Source organism: Sulfitobacter mediterraneus, assembly GCF_016801775.1.
GTDB classification, from domain to species: Bacteria; Pseudomonadota; Alphaproteobacteria; order Rhodobacterales; family Rhodobacteraceae; genus Sulfitobacter; species Sulfitobacter mediterraneus_A.
In genome coordinates this window covers 2,954,472-2,973,319 of record NZ_CP069004.1, presented here as the reverse complement: position 1 = coordinate 2,973,319, position 18,848 = coordinate 2,954,472, and the positions used below count along the sequence as shown (strand labels likewise).

The window sequence follows — 18,848 nt, the reverse complement described above, 5'->3', positions numbered from 1 at the left end:
TTATGGCACAGCGTCTGCATCTGGTTTTTGGCGGTGAACTGGTGAACCCCAGCGAAAACGTCTTTAAGAATGTCGATGACCTCCACATCGTTGGAATTTTCCCCGACTACGCCACCGCTTATGATGCTTGGAAAAACGAGGCACAGCGTACGGTGGACAATGCACATATGCGCTATTTCATCGCGCACCTGCACCGGCTGCGCGACGAAGAAGCGGCGGCCTCCTCCACCGAAGAACTGGGCTAATTACCGATGGCGCGGTCACTTGGGCTGACCGCCTATCGGGCCTTGGCCCGTCGGGCAGAGGCACAAACGAAAGAGCCGTTTGCCCCGCGGCCGAAGGGGGAACTGCTTTGGTTGCATGCCGCCGAACCGGGCAATGTTATCGCGCTTCAGGATTTGGCCTTGCGGATGTGCGGCGCACGGATTGGCCTGCAAGTTCTGATCACGCTTCCCGATGACGATGCTGCGCCGCCGCCCCTGCAACAGCGTCCTGATGTCACAATCATCCAAACGCCTGCACCCAGTGAACACCCCGCCGCAGTTGCCGCATTTCTGGATCATTGGCGGCCTGATGCCTGTGTTTGGGCCTGGGGCGCGTTGCGGCCAAATCTCATTCTGGAGGCAGCCGAACGGCATTGCCCGATGATCTTGGTCGATGCGGACACGCGCGGTTTTGACGGGCGACGGGACCGGTGGTTGCCGGATCTGACAGGGCAGCTTTTGTCGAAATTTGTCGCCGTGATGGCACGCACCGAACCGGCGCGGCGGCGTTTGGTGCAACTGGGCCAGCCGCGCGATCAAATTGACCTGACCGATCCGCTGCTCGCCGGCGGGCAGGCCTTGCCCCATGTGGAGTCCGATTTGTCGGAATTGTCAGCAGCCATTGGCGGACGCCCGGTTTGGTTCGCCGCGCAGGTTTTGCCAAAGGAAGTGCCGGTTGTTCTGTCAGCCCATCGCAAGGCGATGCGGCTGTCACACCGGCTGTTGCTGATCTTGCACCCCGCCACGCCGGAAGGTGCAGACCCCGCTGCGGCGCTGGCCGCCGAACGGGATTTTTCAGTGCTCAATTGGGGAAATGACGGTTTTCCCGATGAGTCCACGCAAGTATTGATTGCCGATGACACCCACGATTTGGGGCTGTTTTTCCGCATTGCCCCTGTCTCATTTCTTGGATCGTCTCTGATTGCGGGCGAAGGCGGTTGCGATCCATTTGATGCTGCGGCGCTTGGCTCTGCGGTGCTTTATGGGCCAAAGGTCCGCCACTTCATGCCATCCTACACGCGGCTGGCGGCGGCGGGTGCGGCGCGGATCGTGAATGATGCCGACGCTTTGGGCACAGCTGTGTCCCGGCTGATTGCCCCCGATCAGGCTGCCGCGATGGCCCATGCCGGTTGGGATGTGATCAGCAAAGGCGCGGCAGTGACGGACAAGATTACCGACCTGATCCAGGATATTCTGGACACAAGAGAGGCAGGCAAATGACCCGAGCACCGGATTTTTGGCACAAACCCAAACCGGATCTTCGGGCGCAGCTGCTGCGCCCCTTGGGTGCCCTTTATGCGATGGCGACGGCCCGCAGATTGGCACAGGGCGCGCGTGAGCGTTTGGACATTCCGGTAATCTGTATTGGAAATATCAATGCAGGCGGCACAGGCAAAACCCCGACAGTTATGGCCGTGGTGGAACACTTGCGCGGGTTGTTCCACGAACCGCATATCGTTTCGCGCGGGTATGGTGGCACGTTGGAAGGGCCCGTGCAGGTTGATCCCGCGCGGCACAGGGCGGTGGATGTCGGGGATGAACCGTTGCTCTTGTCCGCCTTTGCTGAAGTTTGGGTGGCCAAGGATCGCGCCGCCGGGGCGCGGGCGGCGCAGGAGGCAGGCGCGAGTGTTATTGTACTGGACGACGGCTTTCAAAATCCGGCGCTGCATTACGATCTGAGCGTGGTGGTGGTGGATGCGGCCAAGGGGTTTGGCAACGGCTTGTGCTTGCCTGCCGGGCCACTGCGCGAACCTGCGGCCGTTGGGTTGGCGCGGGCTGATCTGCTGTTGTCGATTGGGGATGCGGCCGCGCAGTCAGAGTTTGATACCGCCGCGTTGCCCAATGCACTGCCGCAAGTACAGGCCGCACTTGCACCTTTGCAAACCGGCATGGATTGGACGGACACCAAGGCGCTGGCCTTTGCCGGGATCGGCCATCCGGAGAAGTTTTTTGCCACCCTGCGGGGCCTTGGCGCACAGATCGTGCATGCCGAGGCGCTGGATGATCATCAGCCTTTGACGCCTGCGCTGATGACCCGGCTGGAGGCGGATGCAAAGGCCAGAGGCGCACAGCTGGTGACGACAGAGAAAGATGCGGTGCGCCTGCCCGCGAATTTTCGCAGCAAGGTGATTACATTGCCGGTGCGGTTGTCCCTTCCAGAGGGCAACGCCTTGTTCAAAGCGTTGGACCAACTGCCCAAGCCTGCGTAGTTCGGAAAATCTGACGTATCCGGATCAGTCGTCCTCGCCCAGTTTCGGCGCCGGACGGTGGAGCGCCAGATCTGCCCCTGAAAAGGTAAACGGGGATCGCAACCCCGGCACGCCGTCCAGTTCTATCTGCATACCCCGTGCCACCACTTGCGGATCGGCCATCACATCGGACAGATCATTGATCGGCCCGGCCGGCACATTATGCGCCTCGCAATCGGCCAGCAGATCATCGCGACTGCGCTTTGACGTGGCTTCATTCAAGCGCCGGATCATCTCTGGCCGGTTCGCCACGCGGTCGGCATTCTTGGTGTAATCCGGCGAGGTTGCCAGATCCTCAAGCCCCAGCAACCGGCAAAGACGTTGAAACTGACCGTCATTGCCCGTTGCGATGATCAGGTGGCCGTCACTGCTTTCAAAGACTTCATAGGGGGTCAGATTGGGATGGGCGTTGCCCATACGCCCCGGCGCATTGCCGGTCAGCATGTAGTTCATCGCCTGATTGCCCATGATCGCCACGGCACAATCAAGCAATGCCATGTCGATATGCTGGCCTTTGCCGGTCTGACTGCGCTGATGCACTGCCGCAAGGATCGCGGTCGTGGCATAGATCCCCGTGAAGATATCGGTGATCGCCATCCCGGATTTCTGCGGCTGGCGGTCCGGCTCTCCGGTGATCGACATCAGTCCGGACATGCCTTGTATGATAAAATCATAGCCTGCGCGGTGCGCATAGGGGCCGGTGTGGCCAAAGCCGGTGATGGAGCAATAGATCAGCCCCGGAAATTCATCCTTCAGGCTGTCATAGTCGAGGCCATATTTGGCCAATCCGCCGGTCTTGAAATTCTCGATCAGAATGTCCGCATCGCGCAGCAACTCCCTGACCTTCGCCTGCCCTTCCGCGGTGCGAAAATCTGCGGTGACAGAAGCCTTTCCGCGGTTGGCCGAATGGAAATACCCTGCGCTGACATCCTCATCACGGGTGACGAAGGGCGGGCCCCATTGGCGGGTGTCATCGCCAGCGGGGCTTTCGACCTTGATCACATCGCACCCAAGGTCAGACAGCGTCTGACCGGCCCAGGGGCCAGCCAGAACGCGGGCCAGTTCAACAACCTTCAGCCCTTGAAGCGGTGCGGTCATTAGCCGGCCAGCTCTGTTTCAATGATGTCTTTGAGCTTGTCATAGGCCATGTTGCTGTACTTGGTCCCATTTATGATAAAGCTGGGCGTGCTGTCGATATCATCGGCTTTGCCATTTTCCTGATACCACGCGTAGAGTGTCTCGGCCTGTTTGCCGTCCTGCAGGCAGGCTTCGATGGTGTCGCTGTCCAATCCGGCCAGGCGCCCGATTTTGCGCAGCTCTTCCACAATCGCGGCGGGATCACCCGCGCGGGCCCAGGTGGACTGGCTCTTGTAGATCAGATCGACAATGCCAAAGAACTTTTCCTCGCCGCCGCAACGGGCGATCAAAGACGCCCAGATACCCGGACGGTCAAAATAGACCTCGCGGTAGACAAATTTGATCTTGCCGGTGTCGATATAGTCTGCCTTGAGCTTCTTGAACGTACCTTCGTGGAAGGCCGCGCAATGCGGGCAGGTGAAGGAGGCATATTCCGTGATGGTCACAGCCGCATCCGGGTTGCCCAGCACCATGTCCGGCACGCTAGATGTGTCCACATCGCCACTGGTTTGCGCATTTGCGGCATTGGCCAGCGGGTTCACGGGGGTGGACCCACTGCGCGGATTGCTGGTCAGATACCAGCCGCCCACTCCCACAACGGCCAAGGCGCCAAGGATCATATTTCTGCGGTTCATGTCGTTTCCTTTGTCAGCTCTTCAGCGTTTGTTCTTGTTCAATATGTTCTCGCCCAGCCGCGCAAGGGCTTCGCGCAGACCATCGTCCGATACTGGGCCCACTGTCGCCGCCGCTTTTTGCCGCAGCGCGGGGTCAGGTTCGGGGGGCTGTGCCTTGGGTTTTTGATGGGAAAAATCCACCTTGCCTTCGGCAAAGCCGGTGGCGGCGGTTTGGGTGATCCGCACGCGGGCAATGGCGTTGTAGCCATAGATCGCGTTCACCTTCTGGCGCAGTTTTTCCTTCTGCATTTCCAGCATCGGCGCATTGGCCCCGGTTGTCAGCAGGGTCAATGTCGCACCCATTCCGCCCCGGCCATAGCCAACCTCTACCGGACGGGCGATGGCGGCAATATCTTCGCCCGCAATTTCGGCCCATTGGGTCAGCAGGCGTGATTGAGCAAAGCCACGGGTCTCGCTGGCACGGCGGATCTGGTCGGTCAGCAGGCTGTCCGTCCGTTTGAACCCTTTTGTACTGGCGCGCCGTGGCCGCATGACTATGTTTCCCTTTGGATCGGGTTCAACATAATGGTTTGCCCCCGTATCACCAGCCCAGAGCGACAGCGGAGCTATAAAGAATGCGTGAAACAGACCAGACAGGCGATCTGCCGCGCATCTTGCTGTATTGGTATGACATACATGCCCGCCAGATGCCGTGGCGTGTGGCCCCTGCAGATCGCAAGGCAGGACAAAGGCCCGATCCCTATCACGTCTGGATGAGCGAGATCATGTTGCAACAGACCACTGTTGCGGCGGTGCGGGACTATTTCACACGTTTTATCGACCGCTGGCCCACTGTTGCGGACCTGGCCGGTGCCGAGGATGCCGATGTGATGGGGGAATGGGCCGGGCTGGGGTATTATGCGCGGGCCCGTAACCTGTTGAAATGCGCAAGGGTGGTGGTTGCGGACCATGGCGGCGCATTTCCTGCAGATCATGATGCGTTGCTCAAATTGCCCGGCATCGGCCCCTATACGGCGGCGGCGGTGTCCTCCATCGCCTTTGATGCGCCGCGCACCGTTCTGGATGGCAATGTGGAGCGTGTGATGGCCCGCCTTCACGACGTCCACACACCGCTGCCCGCAGCCAAGCCTGAGCTGATGACGCTTGCCGAAGCACTGACACCGCAAAACCGTCCGGGCGATTATGCCCAAGCCGTGATGGACCTTGGCGCAACGATCTGTAGCCCCAAATCGCCCGCGTGCGGTATTTGCCCCTGGCGCGACCCCTGCCTGTCACGAGCACGGGGCACGGCGGCGGGACTGCCAAAGAAAACCCCGAAAAAGCCCAAACCTGTGCGGCACGGAACTGTCTATCTCGCACAAAGGGCCGATGGGGCGTGGCTGCTGGAAACCCGTCCGGACAAGGGGTTGCTGGGCGGGATGCTTGGCTGGCCAGGATCGGAATGGCTGGACGTGGACAAAGATCGACCATTGGGCGTGCCTCCCGTGCAGGGTGATTGGCGGCCCATTGACGGCGAAGTGCGCCATACCTTTACCCATTTCCACCTGATGTTGAGCGTTCAAGTCGGCGCTGTTGCCGCCGATGCCGAACCCAGCGTCGGCACCTTTGTCCCGCCTGCAAATTTCCGGCCTTCCGATCTGCCAACGGTCATGCGCAAGGCGTTCGATTTGTCGCGCAAATAGCGCGGCGTCAGTGTTTGAGAGGGCCGCCGTTTACGGTATATCAACCTCGAACACGCCACAAAGCCGGCAGGAGCCCCGATGCCAAACACCATTATCGCACCGCAAGACCTGGCGCGACTGTCCCGCGCCCTTCCGTTCTGGTTGTCCCTTGGCCTGATCCCGCTGACCTGGATCTGCGCAGTGGTGGGCGGCTGGTCGATTGCTCTTTTGCCGATTGTGACGTGGTTCTTGTTTTCGCTGCTGGATGCGGTGCTGGGTCTGGACCTCGACAATGCCGATCTTGAGGCGACCGATGATGATTTGTTCTGGTATCGCCTGATCACGCTGATCTGGGTGCCCGCGCAGACCGTGACGGTTTTTGGCCTGATCTATTATGTGCCGCAGGCCGAGCATCTGGGCACGGCAGAACGGGTGTTTCTGTTCATGGGGGTTGGGGTTGTAACCGGCACCATCGGGATCAACTACAGCCACGAATTGATGCACCAGAAAAACAATCTGGAACGTTGGTGGGCAGATATCCTGCTGGCGATGGTGCTCTATTCACATTTCCGTTCCGAACATCTTTTGGTGCATCACCGCTATGTCGCAACGCCCCGTGATCCGGTGACCGCGAGATACAATGAGGGGTTTCACAGGTTTTATCCGCGCGTCTTGCGGCAATCACTTGTTTCGGCCTTTCGGGCGGAGGCGCAGATGCTGGCGCGCAAAGACCTGCCTTGGACCGACCGCCGCAATCCGTTCTTTCGCTATTGGGCGTTGCAAGGCGGGTTCTTACTGTTGGCGCTGATCCTTGGCGGCATGACGGGTCTGCTGTTGTTTGTGGTTCAGGCGGGCGTCGCCATCTGGCAGCTTGAGCTGGTCAATTACATTGAACACTATGGGCTGACGCGCAAACATCTGGGTGATGGAAAATACGAACATGTGCAACCGCGCCATTCGTGGAATGCGGCGCACCGGGCGTCAAACTGGCTACTGATCAATCTACAGCGGCATTCCGATCACCACTACAAGCCTGACCGCCGCTTTCCGGTGTTGCAGACCTACGGCACCGATCAGGCACCGCAACTGCCCTATGGCTATCCGGTGATGACTATGGCCGCGATGGTGCCGCCCTTGTTCAAGCGGATCATGAACCCCCGCGTGCGCAATTGGCGCGAGATGTACTATCCTGAAATCACCGATTGGCACGACTACAACAAGCGCCGCACCCCGATGCCCCGCTGAGCTGTCCGAACGCTTTCTTAAGACTTGTCTGCCATCCCTGTGACATCAGCCGTCACCGGGGGGTGTCATGCAAACCAACATGCGATCTAGGTCCAAACCATCAGGCACCTGCCTGATTATTGAAGACAGCGAATTTGACCGGGAACGTTTGACCCGGATTATCGGAAAGTCCCACCATGATCTGCAGGTGGAAGTGGCCGCAACCCTGCGGTCTGCACGCGTTGCGCTCAGCCGGCAGCAGATCACACTGATCCTACTCGACAACAATCTACCTGACGGGCTGGGTGCGAATTTCGTTTTGGAACTGGCCGAAGACCCCATGCTTGCACAGATCCCCATCATAATGGTCAGTGACTGGCCCTCGCCCTTTATGTGGGAAAAGGCGCATTCGGCGGGCGTGGCCTATGTCCTGTCGAAAACAGAATTTGACGGCCGCTACATTCACGCGGTGATGTCACCCATCGGCACGGGATCAAGGATCAGGGCCCAACAGACCGCCAACTGATCCACCCCGCGTTTTGCGTTGCGGGTCGCGCCAGTGCGGATTGGGTTCGCATTTGCACGGCAAGGCCCGCCAAACAGACCTAATCTGCCAGAAAACCGCAGGAGGGGTCTATGCGCGGAAGTTGTCTTTGTGGTCTCGTTGAATACGAAATATCGGGGTCGCCCCGTCCGGTTGTCGGGTGCCATTGTACGCAGTGCCGGAAATCTTCGGGGCATTACGTTGCCGCCACCCAAACGGCCAAATCCAGTATCACCATCACCGGACAGGACCTCCTGACCTGGTTCAAATCGTCAGAAACCGCGCGTCGCGGGTTTTGTGGTACATGCGGCAGCCAGATGTTCTGGACCGAAGAGACCAGTGAAAACATTTCGGTCATGGCCGGGTCCATTGACGGGGCCAGCGGTTTGTCGATGGACCGTCAACTTTATCCCGATGACAAGGGCGACTATTATCCGCTGCCGGACGTGGCCGTCGTGGATCAATCCACGCTCAAATAAAAAAGCCCCGCCAAAAGGCGGGGCAAGGTGAGTGCCCTTCAGGGCGATCCTTCGGCAAGAAGGTCGCGGGCACCGGCGGTGTTCGATTGTTTGGGTGTTTAATTGGCCATCTCGGCGCGGATCTGTTGGCGCAGAAGGTCAATCGGCACACGTTTGCCGTCCTTCTTGAAGCACCAATACGTCCAGCCATTGCAGCTTGGCGCTTTTTCATACGCCGCGCCGACCTGATGAATAGAACCTTTCACGTCGCTTCCGATCAATGTGCCATCGGCACGGACCTTGGCCTTGTGGCGGCCGTTGAGGGAATAGAGTTCCTCTCCCGGACGCAACATGCCGCGTTCGACCAATTGGCCGAATGGCACGCGCGGTTCTGCGCGTTTTGATGTTGTTGTTTGCAGGGCTTCGCGGTCAAATTTGCGCACCTTGCTGATGCGTTTTGCCGCTACCTTGCGATAGCTTTCCTCGCGCTCCAGACCAATGAAATCACGGCCCAGCATCTTGGCCACAGCACCCGTGGTGCCAGTGCCAAAAAACGGATCAAGAATAACGTCACCGGGATTGGTGGAGCCCACCAGAATGCGGTGCAGCAGGCTTTCGGGCTTTTGTGTTGGATGGGCCTTGTCGCCGTTGTCATCCTTCAGCCGCTCGTGGCCTGTGCAGATCGGCAGCACCCAGTCACTGCGCATTTGAATGCCTTCGTTGAGCGCCTTCAGCGCTTCGTAGTTGAAGGTATATTTGCTGTTTTCGTCCTTACCGGCCCAAATCATCGTTTCATGGGCATTGGTAAAGCGTTTGCCGCGGAAGTTTGGCATCGGGTTGGACTTGCGCCACACCACATCGTTGAGAATCCAGAACCCCTGATCCTGAAGCGCCGCGCCAACACGGAAGATGTTGTGATAACTGCCAATGACCCAAATCGCGCCATTTGGTTTGAGCAAACGCCGCGCGGCCTTGAGCCATGCACGGGTGAATTCATCATAGGCTTTGAAGCTTGCGAACTGATCCCATTCATCGTCAACGGCATCGACCTTGGAGTTGTCGGGCCGGTGCAGATCGCCGCGCAATTGCAGGTTATAGGGCGGGTCAGCAAAAATCAGATCAACGCTGCATTCCGGCAATGCGTTCATCAGATCTATGCAGTCACCCGCAAGAATTTCGTTCAAGGGAAGCGCTGTTGCGCCCTTTGTCATTGTCTTCATCATACTGCCTCTGTCCGCGGTGCTTTTGCACTCTGTGGTTGGTGACAGGATGACCCCAAGGCGATTCGCGGTCAAATTCTTTTTTGAATCAATCAGTTAAGTTTTATTCTTGATACAAGATATTGTGGACCGGTTTGAACGAACGTCTATGGTGTGGGGTGACACCAAGTTTTTGCAGCGCATCCATGTGCTTTTTTGAGCCATATCCCATGTTGGTTTCCCATCCATAACCGGGATGCTGTTGCGCCAATGACAACATGACACAATCCCGACAAATTTTTGCCATAATTGAAGCCGCTGAAATCGACTGCGAGAGGCTGTCGCCTTTGACAATTGTCTGGGATGGAAGATTCAAACCGCGCGGGATCATATTGCCATCGATCAGGGCATAATCCGCAGGCGTCTTGAGCCCGTCCAGCGCCCGGATCATCGCGATGTGGCTGGCCCGCAGGATATTGTGTTCGTCAATCTCTTCGACAGTGGCATGGGCAATCGACACATCCGCCACCCGCAAGATCTCGTCATAAAGACGTGCGCGGGCTTTCTTCGACAATTTTTTTGAATCGTTCAGCCCATCGGGAATTTGCGCTGGGTCCAGTACCACAGCAGCGGCGGTCACAGGACCGGCAAGCGGTCCGCGCCCCACCTCGTCTACGCCTGCAATACGGCTGTATCCTTGTGCCAAGGCGGCACGCTCAAATGAAAAATCAGGTGTCATGGCACACCCAAACCGCAAGACAGCCCGAACCACAAGGGCCGGGCTGTCTGCAACAGTTTACTCGTTACTGTTTTGAAGGCGGAAGACTGCCCGAACACTCTCCCGCCTCCAACCGGCGGCACGGGGGCGCGCCACCGGCCCGGGCACGCAGTTACCTGCGGGCCAAGCGGTATCCCCGATCCCGCAGACAGCGGGCTTCATATCCGCGGCGGTTGCCGCGCGGGGTGTCAAACACGTAGAGACATTGACGGGGCAGGCGGTTCACGAAGTCATAGTTGTTCTTCAGGCACCGGCGGCCAAACATCCGCACTTTGCCTTGCCCTGTCCGGTAGCTGTGGAAACACTTTCCTGGCAGCAACTTGCGATCCACCCGGCGCGGCAGCGGGCGCGGCTTTGGCTGATAGCGCGGCGGCTTGTAGCTGGGTTGATTGTATTGCGGCACGTGGTTCTTCGTAACGTGGTTCTTCTCGTAGTGATGTGCTTTCTTGTCTTTTTTGTTGTCGTGAATGATCTTGCCCACAATCGCGATGCCCAACAGGGCGGCCAGGGCGCGGGCGGCGTCGTCATTGTCTGCGCGGGCAGGCATGGCCCCAAATGCGGTAATGGCAATCGACGCGGCGGCGATAGTGGCGATAAATCTGCGGTACATGGGTCTGATCCTTTCTTCAGGTCTGCGCGGGAACCCCGTGCAAGAGCGGGATGGAGGGATGCTCTGACCTCAGGGTGGGCCAGCCCCTTTGAGACAGGCAATAACAGCGGGGTGTTATCCGATATCATCGCAGCTCAATCGCCTTGGATATTGAATAACGCCCTGCAAAAGCGCAGGAAGGTGTCATGAAACACGCCATTATCTCTTTTGCCCTCGCCTTTGCGATTGGCCTTGCGCAGCCCGCCTCGGCTGCGGATTGCTATGCTGATTACAAGGCCAAACAGGACAATCCCCTGCGCCTGCATTACGGTGTCGCGCAGATCAACGGTGCATGTACTCCGGCAGGAGCTGCATCAGAATTGGCCACCAGATTGGCCCAGCAGGGTTGGACCTTGCTGAATGTTCTGGGGGTATTTGGCCCCGATGGATTGGCGGAAAGGAAAGACAGTGCCGGATCAAACTACCTCCGCTTCTGATATGCGCCGCTTTGGCGGGCGATTTGTAGGCGGCGGCATCGCGGCTATTGTTGCCCTCCTGTTGCTTGGCGCGGTTTTGCTGTTCTGGGCTTTGCCGGATGCAAACCAGTTCAATGCGCAGGTGGAACGGATCTTTGTTGAAAATGATGATCTGACCAGCGGTGCCGAGATCAAACTGCTGGAGATTCTCGCGCAATCCGGCACGGCTTTTTCCGACACGTTGAACAGCTACCGCGTGGTGATCTTTGTGCTGCTGGTCTTTGCCAGTGCGATGCTGATCGCGGCGCTGGTTTTTCTGGTTCTGCTCATCGGGTTCAACCGCCGCATGGCACAGATTGAGCGGGCGGGCATTCAGGTCAATTCCCTGCTGATCAGCCGTGAAGAGAACACCGTTTACCTCAACAACTTTGGCTTCAAACTGACCGGCGCGGCGATGGAAACCCTTTCCGTGCTGGCCGAGGCGCGAATGGATGATGAGGTCATGTCGGGCTCTGAAATCGAAGGCGTGATATCGGGCCGCAGCGCCGCAGATTGCGACGAGGCCGCAGGGGCAACCCGCATCAAACGGCTGCGCGATACCTTGGGCAATCAACTGGTGTCAGAGCTGTTGGTCAAGAACATCGCACGGCGCGGCTATATGTTGGCCATCGACAAAGACGTGATCAAGGTGATCTGAACGGTGTTCTGCAAACCTCCGAGCACATCAAAAATTGGTACATTGTTCCCTCTGGTCAATCCCGATTAACCTTGTCTAGGGTGCAGCACCCCTTGCCGAGGAAGTGATCATGCCCGCAAAAACCAATCCGTTCAAAAGCGCCCTCCGGAACGGGCAAGTGCAGTTTGGCTGCTGGCTGGGCCTTGGTGATACCTTTTCCACAGAGCTGATGGGGACCGCCGGATTTGACTGGATGGTCATCGACGGAGAGCACGGGCCAAATGATCTGCGGTCTGTTATCGCGCAGTTGCAGGTGCTTGAGGCATCAGACAGCCATGCGGTGGTGCGATTGCCTGTGGGTGAGACCTATCTGCTCAAACAGGTGTTGGATGCGGGTGCACAAACGGTGTTGGTGCCAATGGTCGAAAGCGCCGAACAAGCCCGCCAATTGGTGCGCGACGTGACCTATCCGCCGCATGGCGACCGGGGCGTTGGCTATGCCTTGACCCGCGCCTCGCGGTTTTCCCAGATTAAGGATTATGGCAAGACTGCGGATGAACAGATTTGCTTGCTGGTGCAGGTCGAGAACCGCAAGGGCATCGCCGCGCTGGATGAAATCCTCGCGGTCGAGGGGGTGGATGGTGTCTTTATCGGTCCGGCAGATCTGGCGGCGGATATGGGGCATATGGGCAATTCCCTGCATCCCGACGTTCAGACGGTGATCATGGACGCGTTGCGCCGTATTCGCGCGGCAGGCAAGGCGCCGGGGATCCTCTCCACGCACGATCCAATGACAAATGAGGCCATTGAGGCAGGTGCGCTTTTTGTGGCGGTTGGGGCGGATGTGCTGATCCTGAGCCATGGCGCGCAAGCCCTGACCGCAAAATGGAAAGCATCCCAGTCATGAACACCGGAATTTTCCTTCTGGGGCTCGGCTATGTGTTGAGCCAATTTTTCCGCGCCTTTCTTGCGGTCTTGTCCAGCATACTGGAGCAAGACATCGGGGCGACACCTGATGATCTGGCCTTTGCCTCCGGACTTTGGTTCCTGTCTTTTGCCGCCATGCAGATCCCCGTGGGCGCAGCGCTGGACAGTATCGGACCCAGAAGAACGACGGCATGGGCGCTTTTCATCGGCGGCAGTGGTGGTGCGGCGCTCTTTGCTTTGGCGACCACGCCTTTGCATATCAGCATTGCCATGACCCTGATCGGGATCGGATGTTCACCGGTGCTGATGGCCTCTTACTATATTTTTGCCCGCGATTACCCGCCGGCGCAGTTTGCTATCCTTGCTTCGATGATGGTCGGGCTGGGCAGTCTGGGCAATTTAGTCGCCTCCTACCCGATGGCACTGGCCGCCGAAACGCTGGGCTGGCGCAACGCGCTTTGGGCATTGGCGGCGGTGTCTGCACTGGTGGCCTTTGGTGCGTTTCTCTTTGTGCGTGATCCCCAAAAGGTCATCGGCGAATCAAAGGGATCACTGGCCGAGCTGTTCAAGCTGCAGGCGCTGTGGTTCATTTTCCCGATCATGGGCGTCAGCTATGCGATCTCCGGTGCGGTGCGCGGACTTTGGATCGGGCCTTATCTGGCGGATGTGTTTGACGCGGGGACCAGCACCGTAGGTCAGGCCAGCTTGCTGATGGGCATTGCGATGGTCATCGGCGCCTTGGCTTATGGTCCGGCAGACCGTCTTATGCCGTCGCGCAAATGGATGATCGTGGCGGGCACGGTGATCACCCTTGTCGCAAGTGCCGTGCTGATTGCACAGCCTGCGCAATCGCTCGCGCTGTCCGTAACAATGTTGTGCATTATCGGCTTTTTCAGCGCGACCTATCCGGTGATCATGGCCCATGGGCGGAGCTTTCTACCGCCGCATCTGATCGGGCGCGGTGTGACCATGCTCAATCTCTTTAGCATCGGCGGCGTGGGCGTCGCGCAATTCTTCTCCGGCAAGGTCTATAGTGCCGCCCTGCCCGGCGCGGCGACCACCGCCAGCCCCTATGTTGCGGTCTATGTCCTTTTTGCCGGAAGCCTCGCCTTTGGGCTTTTGGTGTACCTTTTCAGCCGCGATAATGCCGATTGAGGCGACAAAGGCACAGCCTGTATAGCTGAGCCCCTTTTACTTGCCCGTCAGGCAGGCTAAAGGGCTGCGACCATCACTATATATATTGGAGAAATCAGATGGGTTATCGCGTCGCCGTCGTGGGCGCCACAGGCAATGTGGGCCGCGAAATGCTGAATATTCTGGCCGAGCGCCAGTTCCCTACGGACGAGGTTGTGGCACTCGCCAGCCGTCGGTCTTTGGGCACGGAAGTCAGCTATGGGGACACGACGCTTAAGTGCAAGGACCTTGATACGTTTGATTTCACCGACTGGGATATGGCGCTGTTTGCGGTTGGCTCTGAGGCCACCAAGAAATACGCGCCAAGTGCCGCCAAGGCGGGCTGCGTCGTGATCGACAACTCTTCCCTCTATCGCTACGACCCGGATATCCCGTTGATCGTGCCCGAGGTGAACCCCGAAGCGATCCACGGCTATGCCAAAAAGAACATCATCGCCAACCCCAACTGCTCAACCGCGCAGATGGTTGTTGCGCTCAAGCCGTTGCACGACCGCGCCACGATCAAGCGCGTCGTCGTCAGCACCTATCAATCGGTGTCCGGCGCGGGCAAAGAGGGGATTGATGAGCTGTGGGATCAGACCAAGTCGATCTACAACCCCACGGACGACAAGCCACCGCGCAAATTCACCAAACAGATCGCGTTCAACGTGATCCCGCACATCGACGTTTTCATGGAAGATGGCTCCACCAAAGAAGAGTGGAAGATGGTGGCTGAGACCAAAAAGATCGTCGACCCCAAAATCAAGGTCACGGCAACCTGTGTGCGCGTGCCGGTCTTTGTGGGCCACTCCGAAGCGGTGAACATCGAGTTTGAAGATCACCTCGACGAGGACGAAGCCCGCGATATCCTGCGCGAGGCACCGGGCATCATGGTGATCGACAAGCGCGAAGACGGCGGCTACGTCAGCCCGGTTGAATGTGTCGGCGATTTCGCCACTTTCATCAGCCGTATCCGTCAGGACAGCACCATCGACAATGGTCTGAACCTTTGGTGCGTCTCTGACAATCTCCGCAAAGGTGCGGCCTTGAATGCGGTTCAAATCGCCGAACTGTTGGGTCGGGAAGTTCTGAAAAAGGGCTGATATCCGCTCAAAATGCATATTGGGGAAAGGGGGCCGTTTGGTCCCCTTTTCTTTTGGCCGTGAGGGTGCAGAGTAACGGCAATAGATATGGGAACTGAATTATGCGTGTCCTCTTTGCCTGCCTGACCCTGCTGCCAACCGCCGCGCTGGCGGATGTCTTTACCCTGCGATCCGAACCGCAGGCGGTCACGGTTTATCCTTATCTGGCAACGGTCCACCGTCAGGCCACTGTCACCCTGCCCCAAGGCAGCCATCAGATCGTCTTGCCGGACTTGCCGCACACAATGGATCGTAAATTTCTGCGGGTTTCGGTCACGGGGGCAACCCTTGGCACAACGCAATTCCGCAAAGAGGCTGTGCCGCCACAAGCAGACACAGACAGCGCCGAAATCCTTGCAGCCAAGGAGCAGATTAATGCGGCCGAGGCTGCATTGCGGGGTCTAGATGACCAGATCGAAGCGGTCTCTCTTGCTGGCCGCGCGGCACAGGCGCAGATCGGGTTTCTGGGGGATTTGGGCCGCAACGAAGGATTGCCAGCAGATGTCAGCACTTTGCAGGCGCTTGGCCAGATGATCGGTGCAGAAAGCCTTCAGGCGGAGCAAGAAGCCCTGCGCGCACGCCAGGCCGCCCGTGATCTTGACCTGGGGCGGAAAGATCTGGAAAACACGCTTAGGGATGCGCGGGCGGCGCTAGAGGCATTGACCCCACCGCCGGAGAAACACGCGCAGCTGACCCTCGATGTAATGGCCACGGCGGCGGGTGAGGTGATGATCGGTTTGGAATATCTGGTCGATGCGGATTGGCTGCCGACCTATGACATTCATCTGGACGGCAAAGACGCGCCGCAGCTTTCGATCAAACGGGGGGCGGTTGTCTCTCAACGCAGCGGCGAGAACTGGCAGGGGGTCGCCCTGACCCTTTCCACACTTGCACCCTCGGGCCAGACCCAACCGTCACAAGTGTACCCGCGACGATTGACCTTGGCAGACAAGGAACCTCCGCGTGCAAAGCTTTCGCGCCAGATGGCCGACAGCGCCGAAAGCTTTGCCGATCCGGTAATCGAAGCACCGGTTATCGTTGAGGAGGCCAAGGGCATGACCAATTTCGATGGCCCTGGCGTGCGCTATGATTTCGCCACACCCGTCAGCATCGCCAGCGGCGTGGATGATAGTCGCGTAGCGCTGGACACTTTGACCTTTCCCGCCCGCCGCTTTGCCCGCGCGGTGCCGCGCTCCGATCAGACCGCCTTTTTGATGGCGGAATTTACCAACACCACCCAAGAGCCACTGTTGCCTGCGGATGAGGTGGCGCTGTTTCTGGACAATACCCTGATTGGGCAAATGAACCTTGGGCTGATCCCTGCGGGAGACGAGGCAGAGCTGCCGTTTGGACCGATCGAGGACTTGCGCCTGACCTATACCGTTCTGGACCAGACCGAAGGGGATCGCGGGATCATCAGCCGATCCAATGCCAAAACGGATCGCACCCGGATGGATATCCAGAACATCGGATCAGAGGATTGGCAGGTCGAGGTGCGGGCAGCTGTGCCCTATACTGCACAGGAAGATCTGCAAATTGACTGGACCGCCAATCCTGTGCCTGATGAGACCAATCTGGATGACCGGCGCGGCATTTTGCAGTGGGATCTGAACGTGGCCGCTGGGGCCACAACATCGGTCACGATTGAGGAAAACCTGCGTTGGCCCGAGGACAAGATCCTGCGCTGATCAGAACCGTTCGGCGCGCAGCACATCGCAATCGGTTACGCTGACCACGCCGATATGTCGTTCAACCACGGCAAAGGCCCCTTCGAGCAACCCATCAAGCCGTTCAGGCCGGATGATGCACACCACCTGCACCATGCCAGAGGCGCGGCTGACCTGACCTGCGCGGCTCCATTCACCGGAACGGCCGGACCCGCCCAGCACCGGCAGCACGGTGTAGCCGGTCACGCCCGCCTTTTTCAAAGCATCGGTGAGGCGCGATTGCATGACCGCCTCGATGGTGATCTCAACACGTTTGGCTTTATGAGTTTGCATAGGTCAGCCTCCGGTCATGGCTTGGGCCACCGCCACATAAAGCGGGATACCCAGCGTCAGGTTGAAGGGGAATGTCACCCCAAGCGAGAGAGTCAGGTACAGTGACGGGTTTGCCTCGGGCAGCGCCACCCTCATGGCCGCTGGCACCGCGATGTAAGAGGCAGAAGCCGACAGGACCATCATCAACGTCACACCGCCCGGCGTCAGGCCAAGCGCCAGGGCGGTAACTAGACCGGCCGCCGCGCCGATCAGGGGCATTAACACCCCAAAGGCCAAGACTGATGGAGTGAGGATACCGCCACCTTGGCGCAGGCCGCGCCCGGCGACGAGGCCCATATCCAGCAGGAACAGGCACAAAACACCTTTGAACGGCGACACAATAAAGCTGGAGATTTCCGCCAGACCCTCCTCGCCCGTCGCCCAGCCGATCAGGAACGCTCCAACCAGCAAAACGATGGAGCCGTTCAACATGATCTCACGCAGCAATGTGCTGTCCATGCCTTTGCTATCGCCGCCTCCGCCACGGGCCACCAGCCACAGCGCGGACAGGATCGCAGGCGCTTCCATCGCGGCGGCAACGGCGACCATGTAACCCTCCGCGGCTATGCCGCGGCTTTCCAAGACCGACGTGGCCGCGACAAATGTCACGATCGAGATCGACCCGTAGTGCGCCGCCACGGCAGCCGCATCAAGGCGGCTCATCGCTGTCATCACCCGCAACAGGCCAAAAGCGACCAAAGGCAGGGCCGCCGACAGAATGATCCCCGCCAGCAAGGCCAGCCCAAGCCGCGCATCAATGCCATGCGCGGCAACACTTACCCCACCTTTGAAGCCGATGGCAAAAAGCAGATAAATCGACAGCGCCTTGGCGGCGGCCTCAGGAATGCTCAGATCAGACCGCGCAAGGGAGGCCGCAACCCCCAATACGAAGGACAGAATAATGGGCGAAACAAGATTGTCCGCCGCCAGAGAGAACAGATTTTCCATGCCTCAAATGCCCTGTTAAACTGGCTGGAATTTTCCCGTTTCCGGGCAGAAGTATTCCAACCCACCTTCGCCGATATCGGTCCACAGGCCATGTAGGCTCAATTCGCCGCTTGTCACCTTTTCATTGACCCAAGGAAAGGTCATGAGATTTTCGAGCGATGTCATCACCGCATGCTTCTCAAACTGGCGTTCCTGTTCCTGTTCGTCCTCAATGTCAGCAACTTCGCCATACTTGGGGCGCAGGATATCCACCCAGCGGCCAACAAAGCTGTCTTTGGCTTCCAGTTCCGGTGCGTTTCCCTTGCACATTTCAAGGCAGCCTTTCGCGCCACCACAACTGGAATGGCCCAGCACAATCAGATGCGCAACATTCAGAACCCGCACCGCGTATTCCACGGCGGCCGATGTCCCGTGATGCTGGCCGTCAGGCTCGCAAGGGGGGACGAGATTGGCGATATTTCGGTGAATGAAGAACTCGCCCTGATCGGCCCCGAAAATCGAGGTCACATGCACGCGGCTGTCACAACAGGAGATCACCATGGCGCGGGGCCGCTGCCCTTCGGTCGCCAGTCGTCGATACCACGACTTGTTGTCGGCATAACCGGTGGCTTTCCAGCCGTGGTAGCGCGTCAATAGATATGCCGGAAGTGGTTTTGCATGATCCATCATTGATAGTCTCCTGAAACATTTCCGCAGGGTTAACTTAATTCCGGAACAAATTCGAGCGAAA

Annotated in this window: 22 protein-coding genes; 13 read left to right on the top strand and 9 right to left on the bottom strand. The window is 58.5% G+C overall.

The features are described from left to right. Nucleotides 1-2: 2 nt before the first annotated feature. From JNX03_RS14695 to lpxK, 3 genes are read left to right on the top strand one after another with little or no spacing between them, the layout of a single operon-like run. Nucleotides 3-245, top strand: a complete 243-nt coding sequence (locus JNX03_RS14695; RefSeq protein ID WP_025049397.1) for a DUF4170 domain-containing protein — start codon at nucleotides 3-5, stop codon at nucleotides 243-245. Nucleotides 246-251: 6 nt separating this feature from the next. Continuing rightward, nucleotides 252-1,484, top strand: a complete 1,233-nt coding sequence (locus JNX03_RS14690; protein ID WP_203209760.1) for a 3-deoxy-D-manno-octulosonic acid transferase — start codon at nucleotides 252-254, stop codon at nucleotides 1,482-1,484. After that, the gene (gene lpxK / locus JNX03_RS14685) at nucleotides 1,481-2,473 is read left to right on the top strand and encodes a tetraacyldisaccharide 4'-kinase (RefSeq protein ID WP_203209759.1); all 993 of its coding nucleotides are present in this window, start codon (nucleotides 1,481-1,483) and stop codon (nucleotides 2,471-2,473) included. The genes JNX03_RS14690 and lpxK overlap by 4 nt, the downstream gene beginning before the upstream one ends. A gap of 24 nt (nucleotides 2,474-2,497) precedes the next feature. Here lpxK and JNX03_RS14680 read toward each other — a convergent pair whose 3' ends face one another. The 3 genes from JNX03_RS14680 to JNX03_RS14670 are packed head-to-tail and all read right to left on the bottom strand — an operon-like array spanning nucleotide 2,498 to nucleotide 4,815. Continuing rightward, nucleotides 2,498-3,610, bottom strand: coding sequence for a CaiB/BaiF CoA transferase family protein (locus JNX03_RS14680; protein ID WP_203209758.1), 1,113 nt, complete (start codon nucleotides 3,608-3,610; stop codon nucleotides 2,498-2,500). After that, nucleotides 3,610-4,284, bottom strand: coding sequence for a DsbA family protein (locus JNX03_RS14675; protein ID WP_203209757.1), 675 nt, complete (start codon nucleotides 4,282-4,284; stop codon nucleotides 3,610-3,612). Before JNX03_RS14675 ends, JNX03_RS14680 begins: the two co-directional genes overlap by 1 nt. 21 nt (nucleotides 4,285-4,305) lie before the next feature. Beyond that, nucleotides 4,306-4,815: a DUF721 domain-containing protein gene (locus JNX03_RS14670; RefSeq protein WP_203209756.1), complete on the bottom strand. Its 510-nt coding sequence runs from the start codon at nucleotides 4,813-4,815 to the stop codon at nucleotides 4,306-4,308. Between the two features lie 83 nt (nucleotides 4,816-4,898). Between JNX03_RS14670 and JNX03_RS14665 the strand changes: the two genes are divergently transcribed. The 4 genes from JNX03_RS14665 (at nucleotide 4,899) to JNX03_RS14650 (ending at nucleotide 8,192) form a co-directional block, all read left to right on the top strand. After that, nucleotides 4,899-5,966 carry an A/G-specific adenine glycosylase gene (locus JNX03_RS14665; protein WP_203209755.1) on the top strand — a complete coding sequence of 356 codons (1,068 nt, stop codon included), beginning with the start codon at nucleotides 4,899-4,901 and terminating at the stop codon, nucleotides 5,964-5,966. Between the two features lie 78 nt (nucleotides 5,967-6,044). Further along, a complete protein-coding gene (locus JNX03_RS14660; RefSeq protein WP_203209754.1) occupies nucleotides 6,045-7,190 on the top strand; it encodes an alkane 1-monooxygenase in 1,146 nt (381 codons plus the stop codon). Nucleotides 7,191-7,257: 67 nt separating this feature from the next. Further along, nucleotides 7,258-7,695: a response regulator gene (locus tag JNX03_RS14655; protein ID WP_231024177.1), complete on the top strand. Its 438-nt coding sequence runs from the start codon at nucleotides 7,258-7,260 to the stop codon at nucleotides 7,693-7,695. Between the two features lie 110 nt (nucleotides 7,696-7,805). Then, nucleotides 7,806-8,192: a GFA family protein gene (locus JNX03_RS14650; RefSeq protein ID WP_203209753.1), complete on the top strand. Its 387-nt coding sequence runs from the start codon at nucleotides 7,806-7,808 to the stop codon at nucleotides 8,190-8,192. A 98-nt stretch (nucleotides 8,193-8,290) separates the two neighbouring features. On the opposite strand, the gene JNX03_RS14645 is transcribed toward JNX03_RS14650, so the two are convergent. From JNX03_RS14645 to JNX03_RS14635, 3 genes are all read right to left on the bottom strand, one after another. Continuing rightward, entirely contained in the window at nucleotides 8,291-9,394 is a 1,104-nt protein-coding gene (locus JNX03_RS14645; protein ID WP_409202361.1) for a site-specific DNA-methyltransferase, read from the bottom strand. Between the two features lie 100 nt (nucleotides 9,395-9,494). Beyond that, on the bottom strand, nucleotides 9,495-10,109 hold the full coding sequence (locus JNX03_RS14640) for a ribonuclease HII (protein WP_203209751.1): 615 nt from the start codon (nucleotides 10,107-10,109) through the stop codon (nucleotides 9,495-9,497). Between the two features lie 151 nt (nucleotides 10,110-10,260). Beyond that, nucleotides 10,261-10,758 carry a hypothetical protein gene (locus JNX03_RS14635; protein ID WP_231024178.1) on the bottom strand — a complete coding sequence of 166 codons (498 nt, stop codon included), beginning with the start codon at nucleotides 10,756-10,758 and terminating at the stop codon, nucleotides 10,261-10,263. 185 nt (nucleotides 10,759-10,943) lie between these two features. Here JNX03_RS14635 and JNX03_RS14630 point away from each other — a divergent pair, with 185 nt between their 5' ends. From JNX03_RS14630 to JNX03_RS14605, 6 genes are all read left to right on the top strand, one after another. Continuing rightward, nucleotides 10,944-11,234, top strand: coding sequence for a hypothetical protein (locus tag JNX03_RS14630; protein ID WP_203209750.1), 291 nt, complete (start codon nucleotides 10,944-10,946; stop codon nucleotides 11,232-11,234). Between the two features lies 1 nt (nucleotide 11,235). Beyond that, complete coding sequence (locus tag JNX03_RS14625; RefSeq protein WP_037918829.1) at nucleotides 11,236-11,910, top strand: winged helix-turn-helix domain-containing protein; 675 nt, start codon at nucleotides 11,236-11,238, stop codon at nucleotides 11,908-11,910. A 109-nt stretch (nucleotides 11,911-12,019) separates the two neighbouring features. Continuing rightward, nucleotides 12,020-12,796, top strand: coding sequence for an aldolase/citrate lyase family protein (locus JNX03_RS14620; protein ID WP_203209749.1), 777 nt, complete (start codon nucleotides 12,020-12,022; stop codon nucleotides 12,794-12,796). Then, nucleotides 12,793-13,971, top strand: a complete 1,179-nt coding sequence (locus tag JNX03_RS14615; protein ID WP_203209748.1) for an MFS transporter — start codon at nucleotides 12,793-12,795, stop codon at nucleotides 13,969-13,971. Before JNX03_RS14620 ends, JNX03_RS14615 begins: the two co-directional genes overlap by 4 nt. A 98-nt stretch (nucleotides 13,972-14,069) precedes the next feature. After that, entirely contained in the window at nucleotides 14,070-15,092 is a 1,023-nt protein-coding gene (locus tag JNX03_RS14610) for an aspartate-semialdehyde dehydrogenase (RefSeq protein ID WP_203209747.1), read from the top strand. 101 nt (nucleotides 15,093-15,193) lie between these two features. Beyond that, nucleotides 15,194-16,819: a mucoidy inhibitor MuiA family protein gene (locus JNX03_RS14605; RefSeq protein ID WP_203209746.1), complete on the top strand. Its 1,626-nt coding sequence runs from the start codon at nucleotides 15,194-15,196 to the stop codon at nucleotides 16,817-16,819. Here JNX03_RS14605 and JNX03_RS14600 read toward each other — a convergent pair whose 3' ends face one another. The 3 genes from JNX03_RS14600 to JNX03_RS14590 are packed head-to-tail and all read right to left on the bottom strand — an operon-like array spanning nucleotide 16,820 to nucleotide 18,784. Next, nucleotides 16,820-17,131 carry a P-II family nitrogen regulator gene (locus tag JNX03_RS14600; protein WP_203209745.1) on the bottom strand — a complete coding sequence of 104 codons (312 nt, stop codon included), beginning with the start codon at nucleotides 17,129-17,131 and terminating at the stop codon, nucleotides 16,820-16,822. It abuts the gene before it with no gap. Between the two features lie 3 nt (nucleotides 17,132-17,134). Then, nucleotides 17,135-18,118: a sodium-dependent bicarbonate transport family permease gene (locus JNX03_RS14595; RefSeq protein WP_203209744.1), complete on the bottom strand. Its 984-nt coding sequence runs from the start codon at nucleotides 18,116-18,118 to the stop codon at nucleotides 17,135-17,137. A 15-nt stretch (nucleotides 18,119-18,133) separates the two neighbouring features. Next, nucleotides 18,134-18,784: a carbonic anhydrase gene (locus JNX03_RS14590; RefSeq protein WP_203212258.1), complete on the bottom strand. Its 651-nt coding sequence runs from the start codon at nucleotides 18,782-18,784 to the stop codon at nucleotides 18,134-18,136. Nucleotides 18,785-18,848 lie beyond the last annotated feature (64 nt).

What these genes read in the sequence shown, in the direction of transcription:
- JNX03_RS14695 (WP_025049397.1), top strand. Translation starts at nt 3, where the DNA reads ATGGCACAGCGTCTGCATCTGGTTTTTGGCGGTGAACTGGTGAACCCC.
- JNX03_RS14690 (WP_203209760.1), top strand. Translation starts at nt 252, where the DNA reads ATGGCGCGGTCACTTGGGCTGACCGCCTATCGGGCCTTGGCCCGTCGG.
- lpxK (WP_203209759.1), top strand. Translation starts at nt 1,481, where the DNA reads ATGACCCGAGCACCGGATTTTTGGCACAAACCCAAACCGGATCTTCGG.
- JNX03_RS14680 (WP_203209758.1), bottom strand. Translation starts at nt 3,610, where the DNA reads ATGACCGCACCGCTTCAAGGGCTGAAGGTTGTTGAACTGGCCCGCGTT.
- JNX03_RS14675 (WP_203209757.1), bottom strand. Translation starts at nt 4,284, where the DNA reads ATGAACCGCAGAAATATGATCCTTGGCGCCTTGGCCGTTGTGGGAGTG.
- JNX03_RS14670 (WP_203209756.1), bottom strand. Translation starts at nt 4,815, where the DNA reads ATGCGGCCACGGCGCGCCAGTACAAAAGGGTTCAAACGGACGGACAGC.
- JNX03_RS14665 (WP_203209755.1), top strand. Translation starts at nt 4,899, where the DNA reads ATGCGTGAAACAGACCAGACAGGCGATCTGCCGCGCATCTTGCTGTAT.
- JNX03_RS14660 (WP_203209754.1), top strand. Translation starts at nt 6,045, where the DNA reads ATGCCAAACACCATTATCGCACCGCAAGACCTGGCGCGACTGTCCCGC.
- JNX03_RS14655 (WP_231024177.1), top strand. Translation starts at nt 7,258, where the DNA reads ATGCAAACCAACATGCGATCTAGGTCCAAACCATCAGGCACCTGCCTG.
- JNX03_RS14650 (WP_203209753.1), top strand. Translation starts at nt 7,806, where the DNA reads ATGCGCGGAAGTTGTCTTTGTGGTCTCGTTGAATACGAAATATCGGGG.
- JNX03_RS14645 (WP_409202361.1), bottom strand. Translation starts at nt 9,394, where the DNA reads ATGATGAAGACAATGACAAAGGGCGCAACAGCGCTTCCCTTGAACGAA.
- JNX03_RS14640 (WP_203209751.1), bottom strand. Translation starts at nt 10,109, where the DNA reads ATGACACCTGATTTTTCATTTGAGCGTGCCGCCTTGGCACAAGGATAC.
- JNX03_RS14635 (WP_231024178.1), bottom strand. Translation starts at nt 10,758, where the DNA reads ATGTACCGCAGATTTATCGCCACTATCGCCGCCGCGTCGATTGCCATT.
- JNX03_RS14630 (WP_203209750.1), top strand. Translation starts at nt 10,944, where the DNA reads ATGAAACACGCCATTATCTCTTTTGCCCTCGCCTTTGCGATTGGCCTT.
- JNX03_RS14625 (WP_037918829.1), top strand. Translation starts at nt 11,236, where the DNA reads ATGCGCCGCTTTGGCGGGCGATTTGTAGGCGGCGGCATCGCGGCTATT.
- JNX03_RS14620 (WP_203209749.1), top strand. Translation starts at nt 12,020, where the DNA reads ATGCCCGCAAAAACCAATCCGTTCAAAAGCGCCCTCCGGAACGGGCAA.
- JNX03_RS14615 (WP_203209748.1), top strand. Translation starts at nt 12,793, where the DNA reads ATGAACACCGGAATTTTCCTTCTGGGGCTCGGCTATGTGTTGAGCCAA.
- JNX03_RS14610 (WP_203209747.1), top strand. Translation starts at nt 14,070, where the DNA reads ATGGGTTATCGCGTCGCCGTCGTGGGCGCCACAGGCAATGTGGGCCGC.
- JNX03_RS14605 (WP_203209746.1), top strand. Translation starts at nt 15,194, where the DNA reads ATGCGTGTCCTCTTTGCCTGCCTGACCCTGCTGCCAACCGCCGCGCTG.
- JNX03_RS14600 (WP_203209745.1), bottom strand. Translation starts at nt 17,131, where the DNA reads ATGCAAACTCATAAAGCCAAACGTGTTGAGATCACCATCGAGGCGGTC.
- JNX03_RS14595 (WP_203209744.1), bottom strand. Translation starts at nt 18,118, where the DNA reads ATGGAAAATCTGTTCTCTCTGGCGGCGGACAATCTTGTTTCGCCCATT.
- JNX03_RS14590 (WP_203212258.1), bottom strand. Translation starts at nt 18,784, where the DNA reads ATGGATCATGCAAAACCACTTCCGGCATATCTATTGACGCGCTACCAC.